Raw genomic sequence first — 26,015 nt, 5'->3', positions numbered from 1 at the left:
TCCTACCGTGTATGAACTTGTTAACAATATTATAGCACTTTAACCGAGCGAATGAAAGCCGATCGCCGCAAGTTACGGCTTAAAAGCCCTAGCGGCCTGCACCGCCTTCTTCCATCCTGCGTAGGCGCGGCCCCGCTCCTCTTCAGACATGACCGGTCGGAACGCGCGCTCACGCTCCCAGCTATCGGCGATCTCCTGTTTATCCGCCCAATAGCCAACGGCCAGCCCTGCCAAATATGCCGCGCCGAGCGCTGTCGTCTCATTGACGACCGGTCGTTCCACTTCCACCCCGAGCAGATCGCTCTGGTACTGCATCAGAAAATCGTTACGCACCGCACCGCCGTCCACGCGCAAACTGCGGAGCGACAAGCCGGAGTCTTTGACCATCACGTCCAGCACATCCTTGCTCTGATAAGCCAGGGACTCCAGCGCAGCCCGGATGAAGTGCTCCTTCGTCGTGCCGCGCGTAAGTCCGAATACGGCTCCACGCATATCGCTGTCCCAATAAGGAGTACCCATACCGACGAAAGCCGGGACGACATAAACCCCTTCCGCCGATTGTACCCGAGCTGCATAAGCCTCGCTGTCGGCAGTCGTCTTCAACATGCGCAGACCGTCCCGCAGCCATTGCATCGCAGACCCTGCTACGAAGACACTTCCTTCAAGCGCATATTCAATCTTGCCCCCGATGCCCCAAGCAATCGTCGTCAGCAGACCTTGGTCGGACCGAACAGCTTCCTCCCCTGTATTCATGAGCATGAAGCAGCCGGTTCCATATGTGTTCTTGGCCATTCCCCTCTCGAAGCAAGCTTGCCCGAACAGCGCTGCCTGCTGATCGCCAGCGATGCCGGCGATCGGTACTTCCGCGCCGAAGAAATGATGGTGTACCGTCTTGCTGTACACCTCCGATGACGACCGCACCTCAGGCAGCATCGAAGCGGGAATATCCAGAATGCCGAGCAGTTCCTCATCCCAGGCCAGCTCATGAATGTTGTAGAGGAGCGTCCTTGAGGCGTTGGAGTAATCGGTGACATGAGCCCGCCCTCCGCTCAGTTTCCAGACCAGCCAGGAGTCGATGGTGCCAAACAGCAAATCTCCGTTCTCCGCCTTCTCGCGCGCGCCTTCGACGTGGTCAAGCAGCCATTTGATCTTTGTACCGGAGAAATAAGCATCGATCAGCAGGCCTGTTTTGCTATGGAATCGTTCCTCATGCCCTTGGAGCTTCAACTGCTCGCAAATATCCTGCGTCTGTCTGGACTGCCATACGATGGCATGATGAATCGGGCGGCCCGTATGGCGATCCCACACGACGGTCGTTTCTCTCTGATTTGTAATGCCAATTGCCTCTATTTGCTTCGGGAGAATTTCCGCACGGGATAGTGAAGCAGCGATTACCCCGAGCACTGAAACCCAGATTTCGTTCGCGTCATGTTCGACCCAGCCTGGCTGAGGAAAATATTGCTGAATTTCTTGCTGCGCCGTGCTGACGATACGCCCCTGCCGATCGAAGACGATCGCCCGAGAGCTTGTCGTTCCCTGGTCAATCGCCAAAATGTAGGTTTGAGACACCCATTACTCCCCCTTCCGTTCGCCGGGATCGAAATGTTTCCACAAATCATAGTTCGATGTTGTCACAGCCGACGCCCCGGCGTGGATTGCTTGTTCGACGTCAGTTACAGTCCGAATCAGACCGCCCGCAAAAATCGGAATCTTCGTCCTCTCTGACACTTCCGAAATAATGTGCGGAATGATACCCGGCAGCACTTCAATGAAGTCCGGCTTCGTGCGCTCAAACATTGCGTAACTCTTCTCCAGAGCATTCGTATCGATCAAGAATAGCCGTTGAATCGCCAGCAGCCCGTTCTGCTTGGTCTTGGAGATTACCCCGGCCCGAGTGGAGAGGAGGCCCGCAGGCCTCACCACCTGGCATAGATACTCTGCTGCATACTCGTCGTTCTTCAAGCCTTCAATCAAATCCGCGTGCAGAAGCGGCTTTTTTCCGTGCGATTTCGCCAGGTCAACGATCGGCCGGATTTGACTGATGTGGGAGTCAAGAATCACGATATATTCGTAAGACAGCTTCATCAGTTTCTCCAGATCCTTCACTTTCCGGGCAGCGGGCAAAATGCGTTGGTTATTAAAGTTCATATCAGCCCTCCCTGTCATTTGCCTGTATAGGAGTGTAAAAAAGGAGTGTAAAAAAACAAAAAAGGAAAATGAACGAACGATCCTGCAAGGACCTGATTCGCGTGTTCTCCTTTTCTCCGCACCCCTATTAACTTGTATTTGATTATAAACCAAATGAAGAGGAGTGTCCAGAAAAAGGGTCCTTCGGCAGCAACAGACATGCTGCCGAAGGATTAATCAACCTTAAACCAGATTCCAGAACAGGACAGTGTTCGCGGCAGTAATCATCGTAAACAAGATCGTGTTCAGGAAGGAAGCCAACCAGACATTATTGGTTTTCTCGAACACTTTGCGTGCATAGATGGCTGCAACAACGAGAACGGGAACAAGTGCAAAGAGCAAGATGCCGTTCAAGGCTTGCCCCGGGTAGAGTGCCACACCCGTCAGGAAGTTCTTCCCGTATTGAACAGCGATCCACAGCACAAGACCGCCTACATTCAGAATGCTAGCCAGCAAGTTGCCCCACTTGCGTCCGCGCGTATTGGCATTCAGCGCCACCACGCTGACGAAATAGTAGAACAGGAAGAACGGCATATATTTCAGTGCGGTTATCACATGCTCAATCTGGAACGTGCGGACAGCCAGCACCCACAGGCGGAAGTCAGTGCCGAAGACAGCTTGCAGGGCAAACAGGATTGCATAGCCGATTACGATCGCAACAACAGCTGTACACAGGCTGGCAACTATCGTCACGGGATTCAGGCTAATTCCGTACTGGCCAAACGAGCTTCCCGCGCCTTTATTCAGGAAATAATGGAAAGCCAGCGCAACGAAGGCCATAATCAGCGCAACCGAGAATGCCCAATAAGCGATCTGGTTCGTTGTTGGTTCATTGAAGTAAGAACCAAGCTTCAGAATTTGTTGAGCATTATTAAATACGAGCCACATGATAAAGGAGACGACCGCCAGCAGCATGCTTCCCGTACCGATGTGTTTCCTCTTCGTCACAAATCCTGCGATTGCTCCAACAACGCCAAGCGACAGCAGCACGATGGCGATGACGCCAAGCGTTTGCAGGCCACCCTCTTGTTTATCCATTAGTGTCGGGAACAAGATAGCCGGAATGAGCGCACTAAAGGCAAATGCAATGACGTACAGTCCTTTGTGAAGTCCAGTGCCTGGCGTCTTTATCGGGGCGACTGCTGTCGTTACTGATCTGCTCAGGAACGGTACTTTAAGCAACAGGCTGATTAATGGTACGAACAGCAAGAAGAATCCGACAAGCGCCACACCATTGAAAACTTCCTTGAGCCACCAAATTTGATTGCCTGCCCCAAGCTCTGTCTGGTCAGGCGAGGCAACGTTCTGGAACGCATGGGTGTAAAAATCGATCAAATCCGCGGTAACTGTCGGTGAGAAGTGATTCCACGGATGTGTCTGATTAGGCGTGAAGATGATGCGCTCGCCTGTCTCTGAAGCACGAGCCTTTTGCTCTTTCACCAGCACGTCGCCTGACTGGACGGTATAGAACTGGCCGGCCACACCCTGTTGATCGGCAGGCAAACCGAGAAACGCTTTGCCTGATGCAGTCGCCACAAAGTCTTTGCGTGTGACCGTGCCCTTTACTTCCAACTCCGCCGCAGATTTCTCAGCATCGGACTTGTTGAAGAAGAATTCATCGTATTTTCCGGCGATTACCCCGACCGTACGGCTTCCGTAAGCAGCCTGGAGCTGATCCTGGGGCGCCACTGCGGCTGCATAGGAGAAATCCGCGCCTACTGCAATGCCGGCATAAATCATTCTGTGCCCTGTCTGCAAGGCATTCATTTCGTCAAAATACATGGCGAGCAGTGAAGAAAAACCACCCATAGAATGACCGCTCACCGCGACATATGCGTTGCCATTGGCATCCTTTTTGGTGAAAGGCTGCTCGTAAATATATTTGGCCGCGTCAAATTGGGAATGAATCCAGAACGTAGAAAACATCTGTTTTACCGGGATATCGGCTGACCACCTCGAGTCCCCGTGATCATATTGGTCGAGCGCCAGCACGATATAGCCCCGTCTGGACATTTCAATGGCAGGCGCATCCTGCATCTCTTTCGAATTCAAATAGCCGTGCGTCGTAATAATCACTGGTCTCGGATTGTCTGCACCTGCCCCCTTAGGCATATACAGCAGTCCGGTCAGCTTTCCGTGTTCGGCCTCAAAAGAGATTTTTTTTACATTGACTGCGTAAAACGACGTGTGGAACAACCCTGCAAAAAAGCTGGCGACAATCATAATCGCCAATGAGATGGCCAGCAGCCCCTGCGGTTTTCTCCAGAATGACCGTGATTTTGTCATATACTAAACCCCTTTTGTTTAAATTAGCGGTTGGCAGCGCTATCATTTCACTGATGAAAAGAAAGAAACCACAACTCCATTAATCACGCTAAAAGCGAAATTATGTGTTGTGGTTTCTCCAGATCTCCAACCGGCTATTAATTTGAGACCATTATACCACGTAAAATCAGGGTTGAATAGGTCTTGCGACAAATTCGCGCGACTGGAAAAAGAAGGCTGTTCTCAACCGATTCAGTCTATTTTTAGCAACTTTGCGTTGATCGCAACGATTACCGTGCTTAAAGACATTAGAACAGCGCCAACGGCCGGACTCAAAATTATGCCGAAGGCATACAGCGCACCCGCTGCAAGCGGAATGGCAACAATATTATATCCGGCTGCCCACCACAAGTTTTGCACCATTTTACGATAGGTAGCCCTTGATAATTGAATAATATTCAGCACATCCTTGGGGTCGCTCTTCACTAGCACAATATCTGCAGTTTCAATCGCAACATCTGTTCCTGCGCCAACTGCAATACCGAGATCGGCCTTTGCCAACGCTGGAGCATCGTTTACTCCATCACCCGTCATCGCCGTACGCAGCCCTTCTTTTAGTTGGACATGTTCGATTTTTTCCGATTTTTCATGGGGCAGGACTTCTGCGAAAATCTCTGCCAAACCAAGTTGTTTCCCAACATATTGGGCCACCTTCTTATTATCGCCTGTCAACATAATCGATTTGATGCCTAGTGCCTTCAATTCATTTACGGCCTCTTTTGCTGTATCGCGAACAATATCCGCAAGCGCGATCATCCCCGCGAGCTGTCCATCAATCAAGGTAAAGACAACGGTTTTCCCTTCATCCGACCATGTATTGAAGCTATCAAGATGATAACTTAGCTTCTGCTCATTCACATATCCCGGGCTAACAACCATAACCTCTTTGCCTTCAACGGTTCCGCGCAGACCTTTTCCTGTCATGGACTCAAAGTCAACTACCTTCTTCAAAGGTATTCCCTCATCCTTCACTTTCGACACAATCCCTTGTGCCAGCGGATGTTGGGATAATACTTCAACAGCGGCAGCATAACTTAGGACTTCTTCCTCTGTATATGAAGCTTCAGCGTAAACATTGGTTACCCCGAACTCCCCTTTCGTTAAGGTACCTGTTTTATCGAAGACAATGGCTTCAATATTACGCGCTCCTTCAAATGCTGTTCGGTTGCGGATCAACAAACCTTTCTTCGCAGCGATTGAAGTGGACACCGCTATAACAAGCGGTATTGCCAAACCAAGAGCATGTGGACAAGCGATAATCAGCACGGTTACTGCTCTTTCAATAGCAAATGAAACGGGATAGCCAAGTGATATCCAAACTATAAACGTTATTAATCCTGCAGCTAAGGCACCATAAAACAGCCATTTTGCCGTATTGTTGGCCAAATCTTGCGCTTTCGACTTGGATGCCTGAGCTTCGCGTACCAGATTAATGACTTGTGAAAGGTAGGTATTCTTGCCGGTTTTCTTCACCAGGATCGTTAAAGATCCTTCACCATTAATCGATCCTCCAATTGCCGGATCACCTTTCCCTTTTTCAACAGGAACCGATTCACCAGTCAGCATCGATTCATCAATCGTCGATTTCCCCTCGATTATTTCGCCATCAATGGGAATTTTCTCGCCAGGCTTTACTAATACTTTTTGCCCCTGCTGTAATTCTGCCACACCGATTTCTTGAATATTGCCATTGTCGTCGATTAGATGGGCTATTGATGGCATTAGCTTTGCCAGCTCCTCAAGAGCTTTCGAGGCCCCCATCACAGAGCGCATTTCAATCCAATGTCCAAGAAGCATAATGACAACTAATGTCGCAAGCTCCCAGAAAAAATCATTTTCTGTTAACCCAATTGTTGAACCGGAACTATATAAATAAGCGACAACGATTGCCAGCGATATCAGCGTCATCATGCCAGGCAACTTCTCTTTTAGTTCATCTACGGCGCCCTTTAGAAACGGCCAGCCTCCATAGAAAAAGACAAATGATGACAAAGCAAATAATATCCACATATCCCCGCTGAATCGCCAGTCTACATTTAAAAACATCTGAATCATAGGTGAAAGTAATAGTATCGGAATGGTAACCACTAACGAGATATAAAACCGCTTTTTAAAATCATCTACCATGTGGGCGTGGTGATTATGATGACCGCCATCCCCATGTCCTTGATGGTCTTCATGATGAACCTGTTCATGGTGCTGATGAGCAGCATGATGGTCCTGATGCTCCTTGTGGTTGTCGCCATGATCTTGATGGTGTTGATCGTGTTGATCGTGTTGATGGTGTTCATGACTGTGATTATGACCGCCGTGATCGTGATGTGCAGCGTGATGGTCGCTATCCCCGTGATGATTCTGTTTTTTATTCATCTTCCTCAAACCTCCAATCTACATCAATTTTTCCCATTTTATTAGCTGAAATACATCATGTTAAAAATGTAATTTTTTTACTCTTCCTTCTAATTAGTACTATACTCCCCTTATGTATATTATTCAAGAGGTATTTGCAGTTTTTTAATGGATGGGAGTTTAATTTATTTAACCAGACTTCTTCTTGTTTAAAACGATGGAAAGGACAACCCCCGCTGCCATCATCACTACATACACGACTTGTTGTCCGGATAAGCCTAGTAGAAAAATCGTTTTAGCCTTGAACAACGAAACCAGCATCATACCCAGTCCAAAATAAGTCAAAAACAAAATAAATATATCCCCTGAACCGACCTTTGATTGTTGCCTCCATATGTAAATGAACAAAGGCACCGTAACAAGCACGATATAAACATTAATCGGATGATATTTAAACTGAGGATTTTCAATCGAAATTCCCCAAGGCAACGAAGTAGCCAAACCATACTGCCATCTAATCAAGCTATATACGAGAACCGAAATTACGAGTCCAATGGCCAGCAGATCAAGAACAAATACAACTGGAACTTTCATTCGCCGCATACTTTTGAACATGTATAGTACAGCAACTGTAACTCCAACCCATAAACCAATGGGAGAGCCAGCCATTGTGATTAACCGGTATGGGTCATTCCACAAAATAGATGGTGAAAATAATAAGGGGCTGAACTTCCAAACGAGCAGCACGATCATGAAGCTGTTGACTAGCTTATCGAGGATAGAACGATCGGCAAAATGGGAGCTTTTGATAAGTCTCTGCATTGCAAAATAGCCAGCTACTGCCGAAATCCCCCATAGGAGCCAGTCAGCTTTAATTATAAAGGGTCCAAATTGCAATATATCCGGCATACTCTTCCCCCCTACTTAATAAGCCTTTTAATTTTTCGTTCCATATCTTGGGGATCGACAGCTCCAATCACCTGATCCGTAATGATGCCTTTTCCATTTACAAAAAAGGTTGTCGGGATCGGCTTGACCTGATATCGCTGAGTCACTGATCCATCCAGGTCCAATAAAACAGGGAACGAAAAGCCGTATTCTGCCACGAATGCTTTTGCCTCATCCAGACTATCCACAGCTGTAATGTTTACGGCATAAATCTCAATTTGTTTACTATATTTTTCATACGTCCTTACTAAATCAGGCGCCTCAGTCTTGCAAGGGCCGCACCATGATGCCCAAAAGTTAATGATGACGGGCTTGCCATTCAAACTTTCAAAGGAGTATGTCTTCCCATCTAACCCATTTAGCGAAATCTGCGGGGCTTTATATCCTTCTTTCGGCAATTCTTCCTTATTGCCAGTTGGTGTTGACGATTGAAAAACAGCCAGTACGGTGAGTACAGCAATAGCCACGATAATAATCCATTGTTTTTTAATCTTTCTCCCCTCTTTCATAAGCCGATAATTTGAGAAAACCTGTTCAAAATCCCGTAAATCCTCCGTAGAGTTGAATCAATACAATCGTTATTTTGGTCATTTGATCCGTATACAGAAGTATTCCGGTTAATACCATTAAAGCTCCGCCAACCTTCATCAAAATACCGGAGTATTTGAGTATAAATTTTAACCGTCCGATAAAGAAGGCCATTACGAAAAACGGGATAGCAAAACCAATTGTGTAGGCAATGGTATAAATAAAGGCTTGATTTGGATTGGCCACGCCAAGCAAAATTACCGCCGATAAAATGGGACCGACGCATGGTGTCCACCCCGCGGCATAGGTGATCCCAACCAGTACGGAACCCAAATAACCAGTTGGCTTGTTGTTGAAGGTTATTCTTGTGTCTTTCATTAAAAACTTGGGCGTAAATATTCCCAGCATAATAAGCCCCATCACAGCGACCATCAGGCCTCCCAGCTTTCGAATCAGTTCTTGGTAATCCACAAATAAATTTCCTATGAAACTCACTGAAATACCAAGGGTAATAAAAATAATCGAGAAACCGATCATAAAAAATACCGTATGCAGCATGGCTTGACGATGAAGCAGTCCTTTTCCTTCTTGCAGATCTTTGACAGATACGCCTGTAATATAGGATAAATACGAAGGATATAAAGGTAGACAACAGGGTGAAATAAATGACAAGAGGCCTGCCCCCAATACAAGCCAAATACTTAAATCTGCCGCGTTCATTAAATGGTTTCCTCACTTTATTCACTACTAATCGTAGTGTTATTTTTCAAAAAAAGCAGGCTTACGAACACCCACCTAAAATTATACTACTCATGAGAACGATAAGCGATACGACTATTAACAACGGTTTAAAGTTTGACTTCGGGATATGAACCCGCTTTGTCGGTTCAAGCACCTGCATAATACGGTAATTGATTGCATGTTCTGCAAAGTAGACGGCTGTAGTGGATTGCTGCATTTGGCCCGCGTTTGAAAACTTCAGCAAAACATTGCCTAAATAATATTCCGTCCCCATTTGTCTAATGGCGAAACTGTCGGCAAGCAATTCTTTCAATGTCTTAAAATCGCGCATCGCTGCCTTCGCCGCTGGTATGTAACCCATCCCATCAAGAATTAAGGTCAGCAAAAATAATTGTAGAGGGTCACGTTGTTGGCAATGGTACCATTCATGAAACAAAACGGCCTCAACTTCATGATTAGAAAACATACTCAAGGTCCCGGTAGAAACAACAATTCGCGGACGAACAAGGCCTAATGTCAGAGCTATAAATTTCTCGTCTTTGACGACAATGAACTCTGTTCCCCATTTACGGTATTTGGAGTTTAGTTGCTTGGTTAATTTAACATGCTTCTGGCCAGCAAAAACTTTAAGCCATTTTCTTGTCAGACAGATTTGATTATAGACGCGCCAAATGATTTTGCCGACTGTATATAAAATGACCAAGTTAAACAAAATCTTTATGAAATTGTGAGCCGCAGGTTCATCCGTTAGTATGCTTGCGCAATATTGAAAAAAGCTCCACTGAAAACGAACATCCCAAATTTGATGCACTATAAATAAACCCATCTGCCCTGAAATCACAGCTCCAGCAACTAGCAAGGAACTAAAAATAAGGTTTGCCCGAAGTGCAGGATTCATGGATCTACCCTGTCTTTCAGATGATTTAATTTATCAGATAATTTACGAATCAACTCAGCATCGGCATCTTCCAAAGCATCAATCATGTGACCCACAACAAGATCACCAAACTCATGAATGAGGCCAAGTGTAACTGCCTTTGTTTGTGCATGTAGAAATTGCTCTTTGGTTTGTACAGGAGTAAAAATCGTTTTTTTAGCCCTGCCCTTGCCGCTTGTATTTTTATTTAAATGTCCTTTTTCCAATAGTCGATTCATGACTGTCATCACAGCATTAAATGAAATTGGACTTTCTTTATTTAAGGCTGACTGCACATCTTTAATGCTCATACCTTCAGACAACCATAATATATTCATAATCCTGGCTTCGAGCGGACCGAAAAATCGGTTCAGACCTTCTTCATTTACATTCATTTTTTTCACGTTTGTCATTATCTGCACCCCACACACTACAAATTGTAGTATGTTTTTATGGATAACGTCAAGGTTCTGGAGAAGCGGAATACCGTACCGACCATGGATAGTAAAATAGGACGTCCAAAGTCATCACATCGATGACTTTGGACGTCCCTTCTTTAATTTGTAAAACAAGTATACAAGTAAAAACCAAAGTCCGTCGGCGTACCCGGGTGCCCAATCTGTCTGAGCATCGCAGTCACATTTCCGCGGTGGTACGTCCCGTGATTGACAAGATGCTGAATAAAATCAATGTAGCGGGCTTTAAACGTCCCGGACGGGCACAATGCTTCAATACCCTCATGCTTCGTAATAAACGTTCTGAATCGCTCACTCAACTCATCCATCATTTGACCAAGCTCTTCTATACGTTTCCCTTCGGTCGCAGCCACTAATTGATCCGTCGTTTCCTTTAGTTCCTGAAAATATTCGGCCGACATGTCCGTGACACCGCCACTCGACAAGAACGCAAGCCAATTGCAATCGATCACATAGATGTGTGTCATTGCATCGTATATCGTAGGGAATACGCTGGTGATTTCCTTTTGATATACCTCCTGGGACAATTCTTGCAAGTGCGCGCACACTTTCTTGTTAGCCCAGACATGATAATCATACTGCTGAAGTGCGTAATGTTTCACTGACTTTCCCCTCTCAATGGGGAATCGCGCAGTTCAAGGGCAATTATGCGCTTAGCCCCTGGTGAGTTTGCCCGTAAATATGATTTGTTTTCATGTCAAACGCCTCCCGTTCTTGATCTAAAGCTTATTCTATCATAGGGAGAATGGAAAATCACCGTTCAAATGTAATAAATTCGTAGCCTGGGTGTCACCGCTTGGGACAGCCCCAGGCGCCAGCTGCTCCGACAATTGCTGCACCGGCGCAAGGAAGCCAAATCAACACACCCAAACCACGGATCACCGGAACTGCAGAACCGAATTCCACAGTAACCGTCAGCCTTAACGGCATCGAACATAGGGTAACGGCGAACAATTCGGAGGCATGGAGCTACATACCGGAGCAAAGTCTAGTTTCCGCTTCTTCGCTGAAAGTCCGCGCCACCGATCAGGCAGGTAATGTCGCTCCTTAGTCAACCAACCGCGCTGAGGTCGTTGATCGCACCATCAGCGCTTCTCTGGTGAAGAAGTTCTCTGGCGACCGCGATTCCGACGAGCGAGGCGGAGAAAGCCGCTTTGCTTTCCTGGCAAATCTCGCCGTATACATTGAGCACTCTGACGGCACCAAGGAACTGAAACGCGGCAAGGTGCTGAACGATTATTGAACAACCCCGGCGTTTACTCATTATGAATCAAGCTTTCTCAACAATATCTAGACCCTTAATGCGCCGCGGAAACCCCTTGCAGCATAGTAAGATTCAGCCCCATTGTGGTACACGAAGACTGTGTCGTAGCGACGGTCGCAAAAGATAGCCCCGCCGAGTTTTCGAATACTGGCGGGTGTTTGCACCCAGCTCGAAGTTTTCAAATCGAAATATCCAAATTTCTGCAGCTTCCTGTATTGCTCTTCTATTAAAATCTCGATGCCCATGGCAGCTGCCATTTCCAACGCATTATTTTGTGGTTTATGTTCCTTCCTTGACTCCAGCGCTTCGCGGTCGTAACACACGCTTCTGCGTCCTTTAGGACTTTCCGCTGAACAATCGTAAAAAACATATTCGCCCGTTGTAGCATCATGCTCAATAATATCCGGCTCGCCGCCAGTCCTCTCCATTTCATAGAGCGACCACAGTTTCCCAGGGTGAGCTTCGAGCTTTGCTTGTACGTCAGCCCATTCAACACCTTGATGACGGTTTATGTTTTTCTCAAACCGGGTTTTCAATGTTTGGAGCAGTCCTTCGGCCAGCTCCAGTGATAATTCCTGTATATGGTTTGTCATTTCAATTTCTCCCTTCAAATAGACTGCTACGACCGATCATTCGCTCAAATACACGTTTTATCAAAGCGATGCCTTCTTCCAACTGCTCTTCCGACACTCTCGAAAAGGCAAGACGAAAACATTTCTTGCCGGGGTGCATGACATTGCCCGGCATAATCAGCACGCCGGCGACTGCACATTGGTGCTGGAAGTCTGACAAGTCGATGGGCTGACGGAACGTACACCAGACGTAAAAGCCGCCCACAGGTTTTTGCCACACAACATAGGGGGAAAGATGGAGTTCCAGCAGCTTCAGCATTAAAGATTGACGCTTGTTCAATACTTCTTGCAAGCAGTCCAGACGAGACTCAAGCACATCCTCCTCCAACAGCATTTGTGTAAATCCCTGCAAAATCGAGCTGCTTCCGTTATCGATTTCGCGACGATGGTAGGATAACCGCTCGATCACCTGCGGCGCGGCGATCAACCAGCCTGACCGCAAGGCAGGGGACAATATTTTGGACACTGTCCCAATATACAAAACCAACTCGCTATTGGGATACAACGCTTTCAGTGACAGCGGAGCCTGCCCCAGCGACGGAGGATACAGCAAACTATAGGGGTCGTCCTCCACGATGAGGATGCGGCGCGCCGCGCAAATATCATACAATTGGTGTCTGCGCTCCACACTAAGAACAGTACCTGTAGGGTTTTGCAAGGTTGGATTTACAATGACCATTTTAATTTTATGACGAGTGTACAAGTGCTCTACATGCTCTGGAATAAGCCCTTCCTCATCTACAGGAATCGAAAATACCCGCAAGCCGGCAGAAATATACAGATTTTGCGCATGAGCAAACGACGGGCTTTCAATTGCAATCGCATCTCCCGAACGAAGCAGACAATTCACAAGCAAATACAAGGCTTGTTGAGCCCCTGCCGTAAGCAGGATTTGATCCGGTGTTGCAGTAATAGAATGCCTTCTTTGCAAATGGCTCGCCAGGTTCACTCGATACTTCATATCCTGCATCGGGCCGATATATCCGATAGTCGACCATTCTTCCAGTTTGTGAACATCCTGAAGCAAACGGGTCACCTCCAGCAAGTCTCCGGAAAGCTCGCCCAATGCAAGATTAATCGTATCTGGCCTCGACGCCTCTGTGAATAGATTTTTCCTTATATTCATTAACGGGTTATCGGATTTCTTATTCCAAAATTGCTCCCAGTTAACAGAATAGGTAAGTTGCCTCTGATTAGGAACTCCCACGACCCTTGTTCCACTTCCCTGCAGCTTCGTTACAAATCCGGAGGTCACCAATTCCTGATATGCTGCAGCTATTGTGCTGCGATTCACTCCGAGCCGACCTGCCAGTTTGCGCTCCGGCGGCAACATCTCATTGGGCTGCAATTCAACATTCTTAATTTTCTCCGCAATTTGTCTGGATATTTGTCGAAACAACGGCTCCTTGCTGGCAGCATGCAGTATGATCTCCATGCTTCTCCCCCTTTCGCTACATTACTGCACTCATTATACGTAAAATGGATGGTCTATGCCAAATGAATTGGCTGTTTACCAGCATTGAAGTTACAACTATAATCAAATTTGTTGATATTGATAATCATGATCAAATAAAAGAAAGGTGATGTTTGTCACGACAAAATAAAGATTAGGACGAGGCAAACATCACCTCTCCCGTTTTCCTTTTCAACACGATTACTAAACATTTAGGAGAAGATGCAGAGTGAAAAACATACTGAAATCGGCAGTGCTGGCTGTGCTTATGCTTGCCCTGCTTGCCGCATGTGGAACGACATCCAATGATCCCGCTGCAAATGGAACAAATAGCGTTTCCAATGAAACTGGTAATGAAACTGCTAATGAAACCAAGACGATTACGATCAGCCATGCCCTTGGCGATACTGAAATTACTGGCATTCCAAAACGTATTGTTGCCCTTGACTTCCGTTACGTTGAAGAGCTTACTGCACTCGGTATTACACCCGTCGGAGTTGGCGATTTCACTGGTTACGAAAATTTTGTAGGACATGATATGGAGTTGCTTAAGGCCAATGCAATCGATGTGGGCAAACGCAGCGAGCCTAACCTGGAGCTTATCGTACAGCTAAAACCGGATTTAATTATTGGGAACTCTTCATTTATGGGCGAAAACTACAAATTGTTAAACGATATTGCTCCAACGCTTGCCTTCGAGCCTTACCCTGACGCAGGCTTGGACCAATATGAAGAGATGGAGCAAACATTTCTGAAGGTTGCCTCCGCAGTTGACAAGCAAGCTGAAGCGGAACAAGTATTAGCCGATCTTAATGGACACTATGAGGAATTAAAGCAAACTCTAGCTGAACACGGCAAGGGCGGCGCACCCTTCGTGCTGGGCTTGCTCAGGAACAACAATGATGCGGCCTCTGTAAGACTTTATGCAAGAAATGCACAAGCTTCCGGCATTCTGCAAAAGCTTGGATTAAATCTTGTCTTCCACTCCGAAGAAGCTGCAGCGTTCGGAACTGCGGACTCGACTGTAGAGGCATTGGCTGCTTATCAGGATGCGAATTTTCTCTACATGTTAAATCCGGGACAAGAAACTGTAGTTACAGATTTGTTTAAAAATAATCCGGTATGGAGCAGCCTGAAGTTTGTTCAAGAAGGCCGCGCTTATCCGATGGAGAAATACGTATGGCAATTTGGCGGTCCGCAAACTGCAAGAGAATTCGCCGATTTGGCAGTCAAAGCTATCATTTCATGAATAAAGAGATTCGCTATTTGATAATGGGCGTCATTTTGCTGCCCATTATCATGCTTCTCAATGTAATCCTGGGCCAAGCGGACATACCCTTTGTGCAGCTTTTGAACCAACTCGTTCATAATCCGCATTCAACCGAAGCACAAATCTTTTATACCTTCCGCATGCCCAGGACAGTGCTGGGCGTATTGGCTGGCGCCTCGCTTGCTGTAGTCGGTTTGCTGTTGCAAACTACGCTTCGCAACTCTCTGGTATCAGCCAGTACGCTCGGCATTAATGCCGGCGCCTTCTTTGTTGCAACGGCAGCAACTGTCTTTTTGCCGGTATGGATGAGCGGTTATCCGGTTCTGCTTTCTTTTCTGGGCGGACTATTGGCAATAGGGCTTGTCTATATGATTGCGGGTCGGGCTGCGAATTCACCACTCCGAATGGCGCTTTCCGGCATGATCGTGACCATGCTGCTCGGCTCCTTGACGAACGCTATTCAGATTATGTTCGAGAATGAAACCAGACAGCTTCTCATTTGGGGCAACGGTACTTTAGTGCAAAACGACTGGAAAAATGTGCTGTTTATTTCTCCGTGGATTGTGCTATGTCTATCGCTTGCCTTCATTGCGCATAAGCAACTGGATGTCATTCGTTTAGGCGAAGAAATGTCAGGAGCGTTGGGGCAACGTGTCGGTGTCATCAAGTTGTCTATTATCTTATTATGCATATTTATTGCAGCTACTATAGTGAGTGTGACGGGCCCCATCGGGTTTGTCGGATTAGTCGCTCCGCATTTAATCAAAATGGCGGGCTTCCGCAAACATATCACCATGCTGCCGGCTACAGCTTTGTGCGGGGCGTTGCTGCTCTTGCTTGCCGATACTTTAACCTATCGACCGGGCACAATTACGAACCAAGTTCCAGTAGGCGCTGTTATGGCGCTAATTGGCGCGCCATGGCTGCTCTTCATGGCTCACAGACTGGCCAAGAAGCACCAGTTGGGAAGCGGACTGCAACATATTCATTTGAGATCCTTGCTTCCTCAACAAAAATTGACCGTTCCACTGCTCGTTGCCTTTTTAACGGTGGTACTGGCGGTTGTGTTTGTGGCAGGCATATTCGTATCAAGCGCTTCTTCAATCACATTGAAAGATGTGCTTGCGGTGCTTATCGGTCAAGGCGATAAGGATGCAAACAAGATCGTTTTAACCTTCCGCATGCCAAGAATGGTCGCAGCTGCTATAGCCGGCGCCATGCTTGCAGCTGCAGGTTTGCTCGTACAGGGCAGCGTACGCAACCCTTTAGCAGACCCGTCGATTATCGGTGTCACTTCCGGCGCAGGCGCGGGAGTGCTTGCTTTAATCTGGCTTGACCCTTCAGCAACCGCCATTCAATATTCGCTCGCTGCATTGATTGGAGCTTTGATCGCAAGCGCACTTGTGCTTTTGGTTACGTGGAAAGGGAAATTCCAGCCTGGATATTTTATTATGGCAGGCATTGCGATTTCTGCTGCCTTTTCGGCGCTCATTCAAATCTTAATTTTACAAACGCCATTTAGTGTGTCAGCGCAAATTTGGCTTAGTGGCAGTACTTACGCCATCAAGTGGGTTCATGTTCATATTTTATTGTGGACCTTCGTTATAGTCATGCCGATCGCTTGGCTTTATGCCAAACGAATAGAACTGCTCGGCTTCGACGATCAGGCATCTGTCGGTTTGGGCCTGAAGCCTGTGCCAACACGTTTTATAGCTTTACTTATCGGCGTCATTTTATCAGCTGTTACCGTATCTCAGGTTGGAACGATCGGCTTTATCGGATTGCTTGCGCCACATGCCGCACATATGCTAGGCGGTCATTCCTTCCGCGGCAAGTTGATATTGTCCCTTCTGATCGGCGCAATTATTTTATCTCTATCTGACATCATAGGACGAGTTATCCTTTTGCCTAATCAAATACCTTCAGGAACTATTGTCGCTATCGTCGGAGCGCCATATCTATTTTATCTGATTGCCATCAGTAGAAGGAAAAGTTGATTCATACAACGGTCATGGAGGAAATTATGGAAAGGTTCCATCACTCAATTCATCTAAGCATAGGTCTGACCTGTCATACGTCCGGCTTAAGTTTACCGTTTGTTGGGCAATGGTCTACTGAGAGATACCGGCTCGACTATTACAAACAAGCTGTGCAGTGGGCTGAGTTAGGCTGCATGGATGCCGTCCTGCTGGACGGTGCGCTACTGCCATCTCACTTGCAGGAAACCAAAGGCGTAGACCCAGTCACACTTGCCGCCGCGTTAACTCCGACAAGTAAGCATATTGGTCTTATTCCCACTCTGGCGACTGCCCATTATGAGCCATATTTTATTGCAAGGGGACTGGCCTCCCTTGATCATATAAGCAAAGGCCGAAGCGGATGGCTGCTGCACACTCCTTCCTTACAGGCGGAAGTCGAACGAAGCGGAGAGTTGCTGTCGGTAACCCGCAAGCTGTGGGACAGTTGGAAGGATGGCGCCGTCATTATAGATAAGGAGGCTGGTATTTACGCCAGACCCGAATTGGTTCAACCGATCAACCATCACGGGACTTATTTTCAGGTCAAGGGTCCGCTTAATGTCAATCGTCCCTTGCAAGGACATCCGGTCATCGCTTGCGGCATAGCAAGGGAAGAGGAATTCGATACTGCCATCAAGCACGCAGACTGGATCGTATTGCATGCAGCCGACGCTTCCATGCGACAGGCCCATTATACAAAGCTTAAGCAGCTTGCTGCCGCTAATGGCAGAGACCCGAACCAGTTGCGTATCAGTCAACTTATTCACATCGAAGAGATCAACAATAAGGCTTCAACTCACTCTATGAGCAATGTCTTCGACGGCCCTTTTATTGGAAATATGGATAACTTACTTCATGCTATGATTCATGCAATCGACACCAAGCAAGCGGATGGCTTCCATTTCGTGTTTGATCATTTGCATCAGCATCTTCCGTCATTGATCGAACAACTCATTCCCGAGCTTCAACAGCGCGGATTGTTTCGCCAAAGTTACAGCGGCCGAACTTTGCGTCAGCATTTAGGGCTTCAGCGTCCTGCTGCTATATTATAAAGAGGTGAACATCAATGACAACCGGAAACAAAATGCTCCATTTGAACGCCTGTTCATTAGGCCATGATTTCGGTTCTGTATGGCGTCTACCGTTTACTCAGCCAGAACGTAGTCGTGATTTAAACTATTTAATTGAACTTGTTCAATTAGCTGAAAAAGGAAAAATGGATGCGCTGTTTTCTGCGGATTTTTATTCGGTCAGAGATGATGTCGACAGTTCCCCTGCGCCAGAATCTGAGCCTCTGACCTTGTATAGCGCATTGGCAGCCGCAACATCGCATATCGGAATCGTCATGTCCGCCTCCACCACATATAACGATCCTTACCATCTGGCGAGTACCTTTGCCTCCATAGATCATCTGACAGAGGGTCGCACCGGCTGGAATATGGTCACAACGGCCGTGTCGAGTGTCGCGGGCAACTATAGTCGAAGCGAACATTTGGACCACGATTCCCGCTATGAGTTGGCGCGCAAAGTCGTGAATCAGGTGCGAGAAAGCTGGAACCGATGGGAGTACCCCTTGCCACAGAAGCATCCAGTAGCTGTGCAAGCGGGTTCATCCGAAGCGGGCAAGCAGTTCGCTGCCGAATACGCCGAAGTAATATTTGCAGCGCAGCCACTGCTTGCCTATGCGCAAAATTTTTATGCCGATGTGAAGACGCGCGTCAAACGCGTAGGCAGAAATCCGGATCATGTTCACATTTTACCGGGTCTTGTGCCTATTATCGCCGCTACACATAAGGAAGCTCTTGAATTGGAGCAGGAGTTGAACATCTATGCGAATCTGAAAAATAGTACCCAAGCCGTATCGCGGCTTATAGATGTCGATTTGACCAAGCTTGATCCGGATATTCCCATCCCCCATTCGATATTGCCGCAAACGAGTGAAGTAGAGGGAATGAGAAGCCGCAGCCAACTCGTGTTGGACATGATTCGCGATCAGAATTTAACCGTTCGTCAACTCGTATCCGCAGGCACACATCTGCGCATGGTCGGCAGTTGGAATGAGGTGGCGGATCAAATGACGACCTGGCTGGAGCAGCGAGGAGCAGACGGATTCAACGTCATGTTCCCGTATACGCCCGGGGGACTTGAGGATGTTGTGGAACACCTGATTCCCGAATTGCAAAACCGGGGGATCTACCGTGCGGATTACGAGGGAACGACGCTAAGAAGTCATTATCAACTTCCGTTGCCAAGTGACGCTGCGCTAAACAGATGAAGGATTAACGCATCAAACCCTATTCAAAGCACAACTTAAAAGGAGGGAGATTGTTGAAACCAATCTCGGTAGGCATTTTACTGTTCGATGATGCAGATACACTTGATTTCGTGGGACCGCTCGAAACATTCGCTCTCGTCCAAGTTCAGCAGGACGAGCACAACTTCGGTCCTGCTTTTCGAACGTTTACCTTTTCTCTGCAAGGAACAAGCATAAAAACAGCCCAAGGTGTTACTATCATTCCGGATTATAGCGAATCCCAGATTCCGCCTTGCGATATTCTCATCGTTCCAGGCGGCCCCGCAGCGAGACGAGCAACCGATCAGGACGACTTCGTGAAGTGGCTGCGTCATACAGGAGCTAATATCCCGACCGTGGCTGCCGTTTGCACCGGCGCCTTCCTGCTGGCTCATGCAGGCCTGCTTCACAACAAAAAAGCGACTACCCATTGGTTGAGCATAGATCAATTTCGCGCTCAATTCCCCGACACGGAGATTATTGAGCATGTGAAATTTGTTGACGAAGGCAATCTGATAACCTCTGGCGGCATTAGTTCCGGCATAAATATGGCACTCCATATTATTGAGCAACGATTCGGTAAAGAAGTTGCCACGCGCACCGCGCGCATCCTTGACCTGGATTTGTCTTGTGAATGGTAGCCGTGTTCTTCCTCTACGCTACAATATATCCTGTGCCTTTTTAAACCTCCGGACTGACTATCGCTTCATGATGATTGTTTAAATAGTATTGATCTCTTCGCCGCGGTATCGAGCCTTCGTTTAGAGACGGGATCAACGGTAAGGTTTGCCCTTGCAATGATAGGCTCACCATCCGGTAGACAGGTGAAATCATAAAAGCCTGTTTCTGTCTGCACTTGGAATTAACGATTCTGCAGGAAATAGATACGACAAATGACAATTCGCTTGTGCTAGACTGGACTGTTCGTTCACAGCGACCAAGGAATCCAGTACACATCCTGGCACAGAGACAACAAAACAAGCTGGCTCCGGTGGAATACCGTCGCCAGCTTGTTGATTGTTGACCAGGCTTTTTTCAATGTCTACTAAACATATGGGCTTGACTAATGCTCAAGAAGAGGCTTAATTAGCTTAAGCTCATTTATGAATCGAATCATCGAAGCGGCGGCAATCTACTAAAACCTTACTTGTTCTTGTACGCCAACATTTTCAGCAATACGGTTACAGCCTCGGCTCTTGTCGTTTTATCGCCCGGAGCAAATTGGTTCGCTCCTTTGCCTTCCATGATGCCAAGTTTCTTTAGCCCCCCTGCCGCGCCTTTCGCCCAAGTTGGAATGTCCTTGTCATCCGCGAAATCCGTTGCCTCAGTGGCAGATTGGTCCAGAGCCCGCGCTACCATTACAGCCATCTCCGAACGGGTGATTTCGGCATCCGGACGGAAGGTGCCGTCGGCATAACCGCTGATTATGCGGGCCTCAGAGGCGTAAGCTACCGCTTTCTGCGCCCAGGAAGCGATCTTGCCTTTGTCGGTAAACTTCAGTTCAGCCCCGTCCCCTTGCGGCTTCAACGCATTCATCAGCATAACCGCAAATTCCGCACGCGTTACAGTTCGGTTCGGCTTGAACGAGCCGTCCGGATAACCGCTGACGATAGCGGCACTTACCGCTTGCTTGATGTTCGCCTCCGCCCAGTGACCAGCAATATCACTGAAGTGGGTTGTCTCTTTAGTGTCCGTCTGCTGACCCACGCCAAATACCGCAAATTTCGTAAAGTGGTCAACTGTTACTGTAATCTTATTCCCGTTTACTTTGCCGCCGATTTCCACCCATTCCTTTTTCACTTCGTCATAGTAGAATACAGATGGCCTTTGACCGCTCTTCAAGCTTGCTGGATCGAAAGTGAAGGTTAGCGTTACCGGTTTCCTGAAGTTCTCTGGGAAGTTTTTCAATACCTCATATACTGCGCTAGCTAGAACATCTTTTTCCGTTACAAGCCCTTGCGTGTCCAACACTTTATAGATCGTTAATTCTAGTTCTTTGTCCGTTGCATTGGCTGGAATGGAGAGCATGATTTCATTTTCCAAACTAACCTCACCCGCTTTGCCTGCGGGAAGCGTAAGTTTGCCATTGTCTGAAATCACTTTGCTGTTGTCTGGTGGAGGTGTTGAACCTCCTCCTCCTCCGCCCGCATTAATTGCCGTCCACTTTGCATACAGCGTCGTATTTGACGTCACAACGTCGGCGCTAAAGTTCCACACCGTCGTGGCGCCAGCTTCTTTATACCAGCCGCCGAAGGTATAACCGCTTCTTGTCGGGGCTGTCGGGGCGCTAATCGTCGCTCCCGAAATTACGCCCGTCAGGTCCGAAACCAAGCTGCCTCCCTGCGAGTCGAAGGTTACCGTGTACGTCTCCGGGATTACCTCCGTCCATTTCGCATACAGCGTCGTATCTGCCGTTACCGTGTCGGTGCTAAAGTTCCACTCGGTTGTAGTGCCAGCTTCCTTATACCAGCCGCCGAAAGTATAACCTGCTTTCGTCGGGGCTGTCGGGGCACTTATCGTCGCTCCCGAGATTACGCCCGTCAGGTCCGAAACCAAACTGCCTCCCTGCGAGTCAAAGGTTACCGTGTACGTCTCCGGGATTACCTCCGTCCATTTCGCATACAGTGTCACATTCGACGTTCCTATCGCAAAGGTTGCATTCGCCGCGTAGCTCGTTCCTTGGCCATCTGCTTGCGTATTCCATCCTTCGAACGTGTAGCCCGGCTTCGTCAGATTGCCTGTGTTGCCCTGTACAGTGACCGTCGCCCCCTGCTCGTACCTATTGTTGTCGCTCGGCACGCTACCGGAAGTAGCTCCGTTGCTGTTATACGTTACTGTATACGTCGGAATTGCTGTCCACTTCGCATACAGCGTCCTATCTGCCGTCACCGTGTCGGTGCTAAAGTTCCACTCCATTGTGGCGCCAGCTTCCTTATACCAGCCGTGGAAGGTATAACCTGCTTTCGTTGGGGCTGTCGGGGCGCTTATCGTCGCTCCCGAAGTTACGCCCGTCAAGCTCGAAACCAAACTGCCTCCCTGCGAGTCAAAGGTTACCGTGTACGTCTCCGGGATTACCTCCGTCCATTTCGCATACAGTGTCACATTCGACGTTCCTATCGCAAAGGTTGCATTCGCCGCGTAGCTCGTTCCTTGGCCATCTGCTTGCGTATTCCATCCTTCGAACGTGTAGCCCGGCTTCGTCAGATTGCCTGTGTTGCCCAGTACAGTAACTGTTGCTCCTTGTTCATATGCATTGCCGTCGCTCGGTACGCTACCGGAAGTAGCTCCGTTGCTGTTATACGTTACCGTGTACGTCGGAATCGCCGTCCACTGCGCGTACAACGTCACATTCGACAATCCTATGGTAAAGGTCGCATTCGCTGCGTAGTTCGTTCCTTCACCATCCGCTTGCGTATTCCATCCTGTGAACGTGTAGCCCGGTTTCGTCAGATTGCCTGTGTTGCCCTGTACGGTGACTGTTGCTCCTTGTTCATATGCATTGCCGTCGTTCGGCACGCTGCCGGAAGTAGCTCCGTTACTGTTATACGTTACTGTGTACGTCGGAATTGCTGTCCACTTCGCGTACAACGTCACATTCGACGATCCTATGGTAAAGGTCGCATTCGCTGCGTAGTTCGTTCCTTGACCATCCGCTTGCGTATTCCATCCTGTGAACGTATAGCCCGGTTTCGTCAGATTGCCTGTGTTGCCCTGTACGGTGACTGTCGCTCCTTGTTCATATGCATTGCCGTCGTTCGGCACGCTGCCGGAAGTAGCTCCGTTACTGTTATACGTTACTGTGTACGTCGGAATTGCTGTCCACTTCGCGTACAGCGTCGTATCTGCCGTCACCGTGTCGGTGCTAAAGTTCCACGCAGTCGTAGCGCCAGCTTCTTTATACCAGCCGCCGAAAGTATACCCTGCTTTCGTCGGGGCTGTCGGGGCGCTTATCGTCGCTCCCGAAGTTACGTCCGTCAGGTTCGAGACCAAGCTGCCTCCCTGCGAGTCAAAGGTTACCGTGTACGTCGGAATTGCTATCCACTTCGCGTACAGCGTCGTATCTGCCGTTACCGTGTCGGTGCTAAAGTTCCACGCGGTCGTAGCGCGAGCTTCTTTATACCAGCCGCCGAAAGTATACCCTGCTTTCGTCGGGGCTGTCGGGGCGCTTATCGTCGCTCCCGAAGTTACGTCCGTCAGGTTCGAAACCAAGCTGCCTCCCTGCGAGTCAAAGGTTACCGTATACGTTGGAATTTCCGTCCACTTGGCGTACAACGTCACATTCGCTGCGCCTATGGCAAAGGTTGCATTCGGTGCGTAGTTCGTTCCTTCACCATCCGCTTGTGTATTCCATCCTTCGAACGTATAACCCAGTTTCGTCAGATTGCCCGTGTTGCCCTGTACAGTAACTGTTGCTCCTTGTTCATATGCATTGCCGTCGCTCGGCACGCTACCGGAAGTAGCTCCGTTACTATTATACGTTACTGTATACGTCGGAATTGCCGTCCACTTCGCATATAGTGTCGTATCTACCGTCACCGTGTCGGTGCTAAAGTTCCACGCGGTTGTGGTACCAGCTTCTTTATACCAGCCGTCGAAGGTATATCCTGCTTTCGTCGGGGCTGTCGGGGCGCTTATCGTCGCTCCCGAAGTTACGCCCGTCAAGCTCGAGACCAAGCTACCTCCCTGCGAGTCAAAGGTTACCGTATACGTTGGAATTGCCGTCCACTTGGCGTACAACGTCACATTCGCTGCTCCTATGGCAAAGGTTGCATTCGCTGCGTAGTTCGTTCCTTCACCATCCGCTTGTGTATTCCATCCTTCGAACGTATAACCCAGTTTCGTCAGATTGCCCGTGTTGCCCTGTACAGTAACTGTTGATCCTTGTTCATATGCATTACCGTCGCTCGGCACGCTACCGGAAGCAGCTCCGTTGCTGTTATACGTTACTGTATACGTCGGAATTGCTGTCCACTTCGCATACAGCGTCGTATCTGCCGTCACCGTGTCGGTGCTAAAGTTCCACGCAGTCGTAGCGACAGCTTCCTTATACCAGCCGCCGAAGGTATACCCTGCTTTCGTCGGGGCTGTCGGGGCGCTTATCGTCGCTCCCGAAGTTACGCCCGTCAAGCTCGAAACCAAGCTACCTCCCTGCGAGTCAAAGGTTACCGTGTACGTTGGAATTGCCGTCCACTTGGCGTACAACGTCACATTCGCTGCTCCTATGGCAAAGGTTGCATTCGCTGCGTAGTTCGTTCCTTCACCATCCGCTTGTGTATTCCATCCTTCGAACGTGTAGCCCGGTTTCGTCAGATTGCCTGTGTTGCCCTGTACGGTGACTGTTGTTCCTTGCTCGTACCTATTGCTGTCGCTCGGCACGCTGCCGGAAGCAGCTCCGTTGCTGTTATACGTTACCGTGTACGTCGGAATTGCCGTCCACTTCGCATACAACGTCATATCTGCCGTCACCGTGTCGGTGCTAAAGTTCCACGCGGTCGTAGCCCCAGCTTCCTTATACCAACCGTCGAAGGTATAACCGCTTTTTGTCGGGGCTGTCGGGGCGCTTATCGTCGCTCCCGAGGTTACGCCCGTCAGGTTCGAGACCAAGCTGCCTCCCTGCGAGTCAAAGGTTACTGTGTACGTCGGAATCGCCGTCCACTTCGCATACAACGTCACATTCGACGTTCCTATGGCAAAGGTTGCATTCGACGCGTAGATCGTTCCTTGACCATCTGCTTCCGTGTTCCATCCTTCGAACGTGTAGCCCGGCTTCGCCAGATTACCTGTATTGCCCAGTACGGTGACTGTTGTTCCTTGCTCGTACCTATTGCTGTCGCTCGGCACGCTGCCGGAAATAGCTCCGTTACTGTTATACGTTACTGTGTACGTCGGAATTGCTGTCCACTTCGCATACAACGTCACATTCGACGTTCCCATTGCAAAGGTTGCATTTGACGCGTAGCTCGTTCCTTGACCATCTGCTTGTGTATTCCATCCTTCGAATGTGTAGCCCGGTTTTGCCAGATTGCCCGTGTTGCCCAGTACAGTGACCGTTGCCCCCTGCTCGTACCTATTGCCGTCGCTCGGCACGCTGCCGGAAGCAGCTCCGTTGCTGTTATACGTTACCGTGTACGTCGGAATTGCTGTCCACTTCGCATACAACGTCGTATCTGCCGTTACCGTGTCGGTGCTAAAGTTCCACGCAGTTGTGGTACCAGCTTCCTTATACCAGCCGTCGAAAGTATAACCTGCTTTCGTCGGGGCTGTCGGGGCGCTTATCGTTGCTCCCGAAGTTACGCCCATCAGGTCCGAAACCAAGCTGCCTCCCTGCGAGTCAAAGGTTACTGTGTACGTCGGAATCGCTGTCCATTGCGCATACAACATCACATTCGACGTTCCTATGGTAAAGGTTGCATTTGCTGCGTAGCTTGTTCCTTGACCATCTGCTTGCGTATTCCATTCTGTAAACGTGTAGCCTGGTTTCGTCAGATCACCTGTGTTGCCCTGTACGGTGACTGTTGATCCTTGCTCATACCTATTGCCGTCGCTCGGCACGCTGCCGGAAATAGCTCCGTTGCTGTTATACGTTACCGTGTACGTCGGAATTTCTGTCCATTG

At 48.5% G+C, this 26,015-nt stretch carries 20 protein-coding genes; 7 read left to right on the top strand and 13 right to left on the bottom strand.

What is annotated here, in order from left to right; genetic code table 11:
• Positions 1-72: 72 nt before the first annotated feature.
• From glpK to JFN88_RS14940, 10 genes are all read right to left on the bottom strand, one after another.
• The gene (glpK, locus tag JFN88_RS14985) at positions 73-1,569 is read right to left on the bottom strand and encodes a glycerol kinase GlpK (RefSeq protein WP_199020081.1); all 1,497 of its coding nucleotides are present in this window, start codon (positions 1,567-1,569) and stop codon (positions 73-75) included.
• Positions 1,570-1,572: 3 nt separating this feature from the next.
• Complete coding sequence (locus JFN88_RS14980) at positions 1,573-2,148, bottom strand: glycerol-3-phosphate responsive antiterminator (RefSeq protein WP_199020080.1); 576 nt, start codon at positions 2,146-2,148, stop codon at positions 1,573-1,575.
• A gap of 222 nt (positions 2,149-2,370) precedes the next feature.
• The gene (locus JFN88_RS14975) at positions 2,371-4,473 is read right to left on the bottom strand and encodes an alpha/beta hydrolase family protein (RefSeq protein ID WP_199020079.1); all 2,103 of its coding nucleotides are present in this window, start codon (positions 4,471-4,473) and stop codon (positions 2,371-2,373) included.
• A 231-nt stretch (positions 4,474-4,704) separates the two neighbouring features.
• Positions 4,705-6,882 (bottom strand): copper-translocating P-type ATPase, encoded by a 2,178-nt coding sequence (locus JFN88_RS14970; RefSeq protein WP_199020078.1) that lies wholly within the window; start codon positions 6,880-6,882, stop codon positions 4,705-4,707.
• Positions 6,883-7,050: 168 nt separating this feature from the next.
• On the bottom strand, positions 7,051-7,770 hold the full coding sequence (locus tag JFN88_RS14965; protein ID WP_199020077.1) for a prolipoprotein diacylglyceryl transferase family protein: 720 nt from the start codon (positions 7,768-7,770) through the stop codon (positions 7,051-7,053).
• An 11-nt stretch (positions 7,771-7,781) separates the two neighbouring features.
• Positions 7,782-8,300 (bottom strand): TlpA family protein disulfide reductase, encoded by a 519-nt coding sequence (locus JFN88_RS14960; protein ID WP_199020151.1) that lies wholly within the window; start codon positions 8,298-8,300, stop codon positions 7,782-7,784.
• 43 nt (positions 8,301-8,343) lie between these two features.
• Positions 8,344-9,057 carry a cytochrome c biogenesis CcdA family protein gene (locus JFN88_RS14955; protein WP_199020076.1) on the bottom strand — a complete coding sequence of 238 codons (714 nt, stop codon included), beginning with the start codon at positions 9,055-9,057 and terminating at the stop codon, positions 8,344-8,346.
• 61 nt (positions 9,058-9,118) lie between these two features.
• A complete protein-coding gene (locus JFN88_RS14950) occupies positions 9,119-9,976 on the bottom strand; it encodes a M56 family metallopeptidase (RefSeq protein ID WP_199020075.1) in 858 nt (285 codons plus the stop codon).
• Entirely contained in the window at positions 9,973-10,407 is a 435-nt protein-coding gene (locus tag JFN88_RS14945; protein ID WP_199020074.1) for a BlaI/MecI/CopY family transcriptional regulator, read from the bottom strand. The genes JFN88_RS14950 and JFN88_RS14945 overlap by 4 nt, the downstream gene beginning before the upstream one ends.
• Positions 10,408-10,550: 143 nt before the next feature.
• Positions 10,551-11,072 carry a DinB family protein gene (locus JFN88_RS14940; RefSeq protein ID WP_199020073.1) on the bottom strand — a complete coding sequence of 174 codons (522 nt, stop codon included), beginning with the start codon at positions 11,070-11,072 and terminating at the stop codon, positions 10,551-10,553.
• Positions 11,073-11,266: 194 nt separating this feature from the next.
• On the opposite strand from JFN88_RS14940, the gene JFN88_RS14935 reads away from it, so the two are divergent.
• Together JFN88_RS14935 and JFN88_RS14930 are read left to right on the top strand one after the other, a co-directional pair.
• Positions 11,267-11,521 carry an Ig-like domain-containing protein gene (locus tag JFN88_RS14935; protein WP_199020072.1) on the top strand — a complete coding sequence of 85 codons (255 nt, stop codon included), beginning with the start codon at positions 11,267-11,269 and terminating at the stop codon, positions 11,519-11,521.
• Between the two features lie 48 nt (positions 11,522-11,569).
• The gene (locus JFN88_RS14930; protein WP_199020071.1) at positions 11,570-11,713 is read left to right on the top strand and encodes a hypothetical protein; all 144 of its coding nucleotides are present in this window, start codon (positions 11,570-11,572) and stop codon (positions 11,711-11,713) included.
• A gap of 47 nt (positions 11,714-11,760) precedes the next feature.
• On the opposite strand, the gene JFN88_RS14925 is transcribed toward JFN88_RS14930, so the two are convergent.
• The gene (locus tag JFN88_RS14925) at positions 11,761-12,327 is read right to left on the bottom strand and encodes a DUF4256 domain-containing protein (RefSeq protein ID WP_199020070.1); all 567 of its coding nucleotides are present in this window, start codon (positions 12,325-12,327) and stop codon (positions 11,761-11,763) included.
• 1 nt (position 12,328) lies between these two features.
• A complete protein-coding gene (locus JFN88_RS14920) occupies positions 12,329-13,801 on the bottom strand; it encodes an aminotransferase-like domain-containing protein (RefSeq protein WP_199020069.1) in 1,473 nt (490 codons plus the stop codon).
• 247 nt (positions 13,802-14,048) lie between these two features.
• Between JFN88_RS14920 and JFN88_RS14915 the strand changes: the two genes are divergently transcribed.
• From JFN88_RS14915 to JFN88_RS14895, 5 genes are read left to right on the top strand one after another with little or no spacing between them, the layout of a single operon-like run.
• A complete protein-coding gene (locus JFN88_RS14915; RefSeq protein ID WP_199020068.1) occupies positions 14,049-15,068 on the top strand; it encodes an ABC transporter substrate-binding protein in 1,020 nt (339 codons plus the stop codon).
• Positions 14,999-17,086: an iron ABC transporter permease gene (locus JFN88_RS14910; protein WP_199020067.1), complete on the top strand. Its 2,088-nt coding sequence runs from the start codon at positions 14,999-15,001 to the stop codon at positions 17,084-17,086. The genes JFN88_RS14915 and JFN88_RS14910 overlap by 70 nt, the downstream gene beginning before the upstream one ends.
• Positions 17,083-18,159: an LLM class flavin-dependent oxidoreductase gene (locus JFN88_RS14905; protein ID WP_199020066.1), complete on the top strand. Its 1,077-nt coding sequence runs from the start codon at positions 17,083-17,085 to the stop codon at positions 18,157-18,159. The genes JFN88_RS14910 and JFN88_RS14905 overlap by 4 nt, the downstream gene beginning before the upstream one ends.
• 14 nt (positions 18,160-18,173) lie before the next feature.
• The gene (locus tag JFN88_RS14900) at positions 18,174-19,382 is read left to right on the top strand and encodes an LLM class flavin-dependent oxidoreductase (protein WP_199020065.1); all 1,209 of its coding nucleotides are present in this window, start codon (positions 18,174-18,176) and stop codon (positions 19,380-19,382) included.
• Positions 19,383-19,435: 53 nt separating this feature from the next.
• A complete protein-coding gene (locus tag JFN88_RS14895; RefSeq protein ID WP_199020064.1) occupies positions 19,436-20,041 on the top strand; it encodes a DJ-1/PfpI family protein in 606 nt (201 codons plus the stop codon).
• A 502-nt stretch (positions 20,042-20,543) separates the two neighbouring features.
• Here JFN88_RS14895 and JFN88_RS24600 read toward each other — a convergent pair.
• Positions 20,544-26,015, bottom strand: a 5,472-nt coding sequence (locus JFN88_RS24600) for an InlB B-repeat-containing protein (RefSeq protein WP_233167881.1), incomplete at its 5' end; no start/stop codon positions are given.

It is taken from the genome of Paenibacillus roseus (assembly GCF_016424485.1).
Lineage (GTDB): Bacteria > Bacillota > Bacilli > Paenibacillales > Paenibacillaceae > Paenibacillus_D > Paenibacillus_D roseus.
Note: the sequence above shows the minus strand (reverse complement) of the source record. Positions and strands in the feature narration are given on the sequence as shown.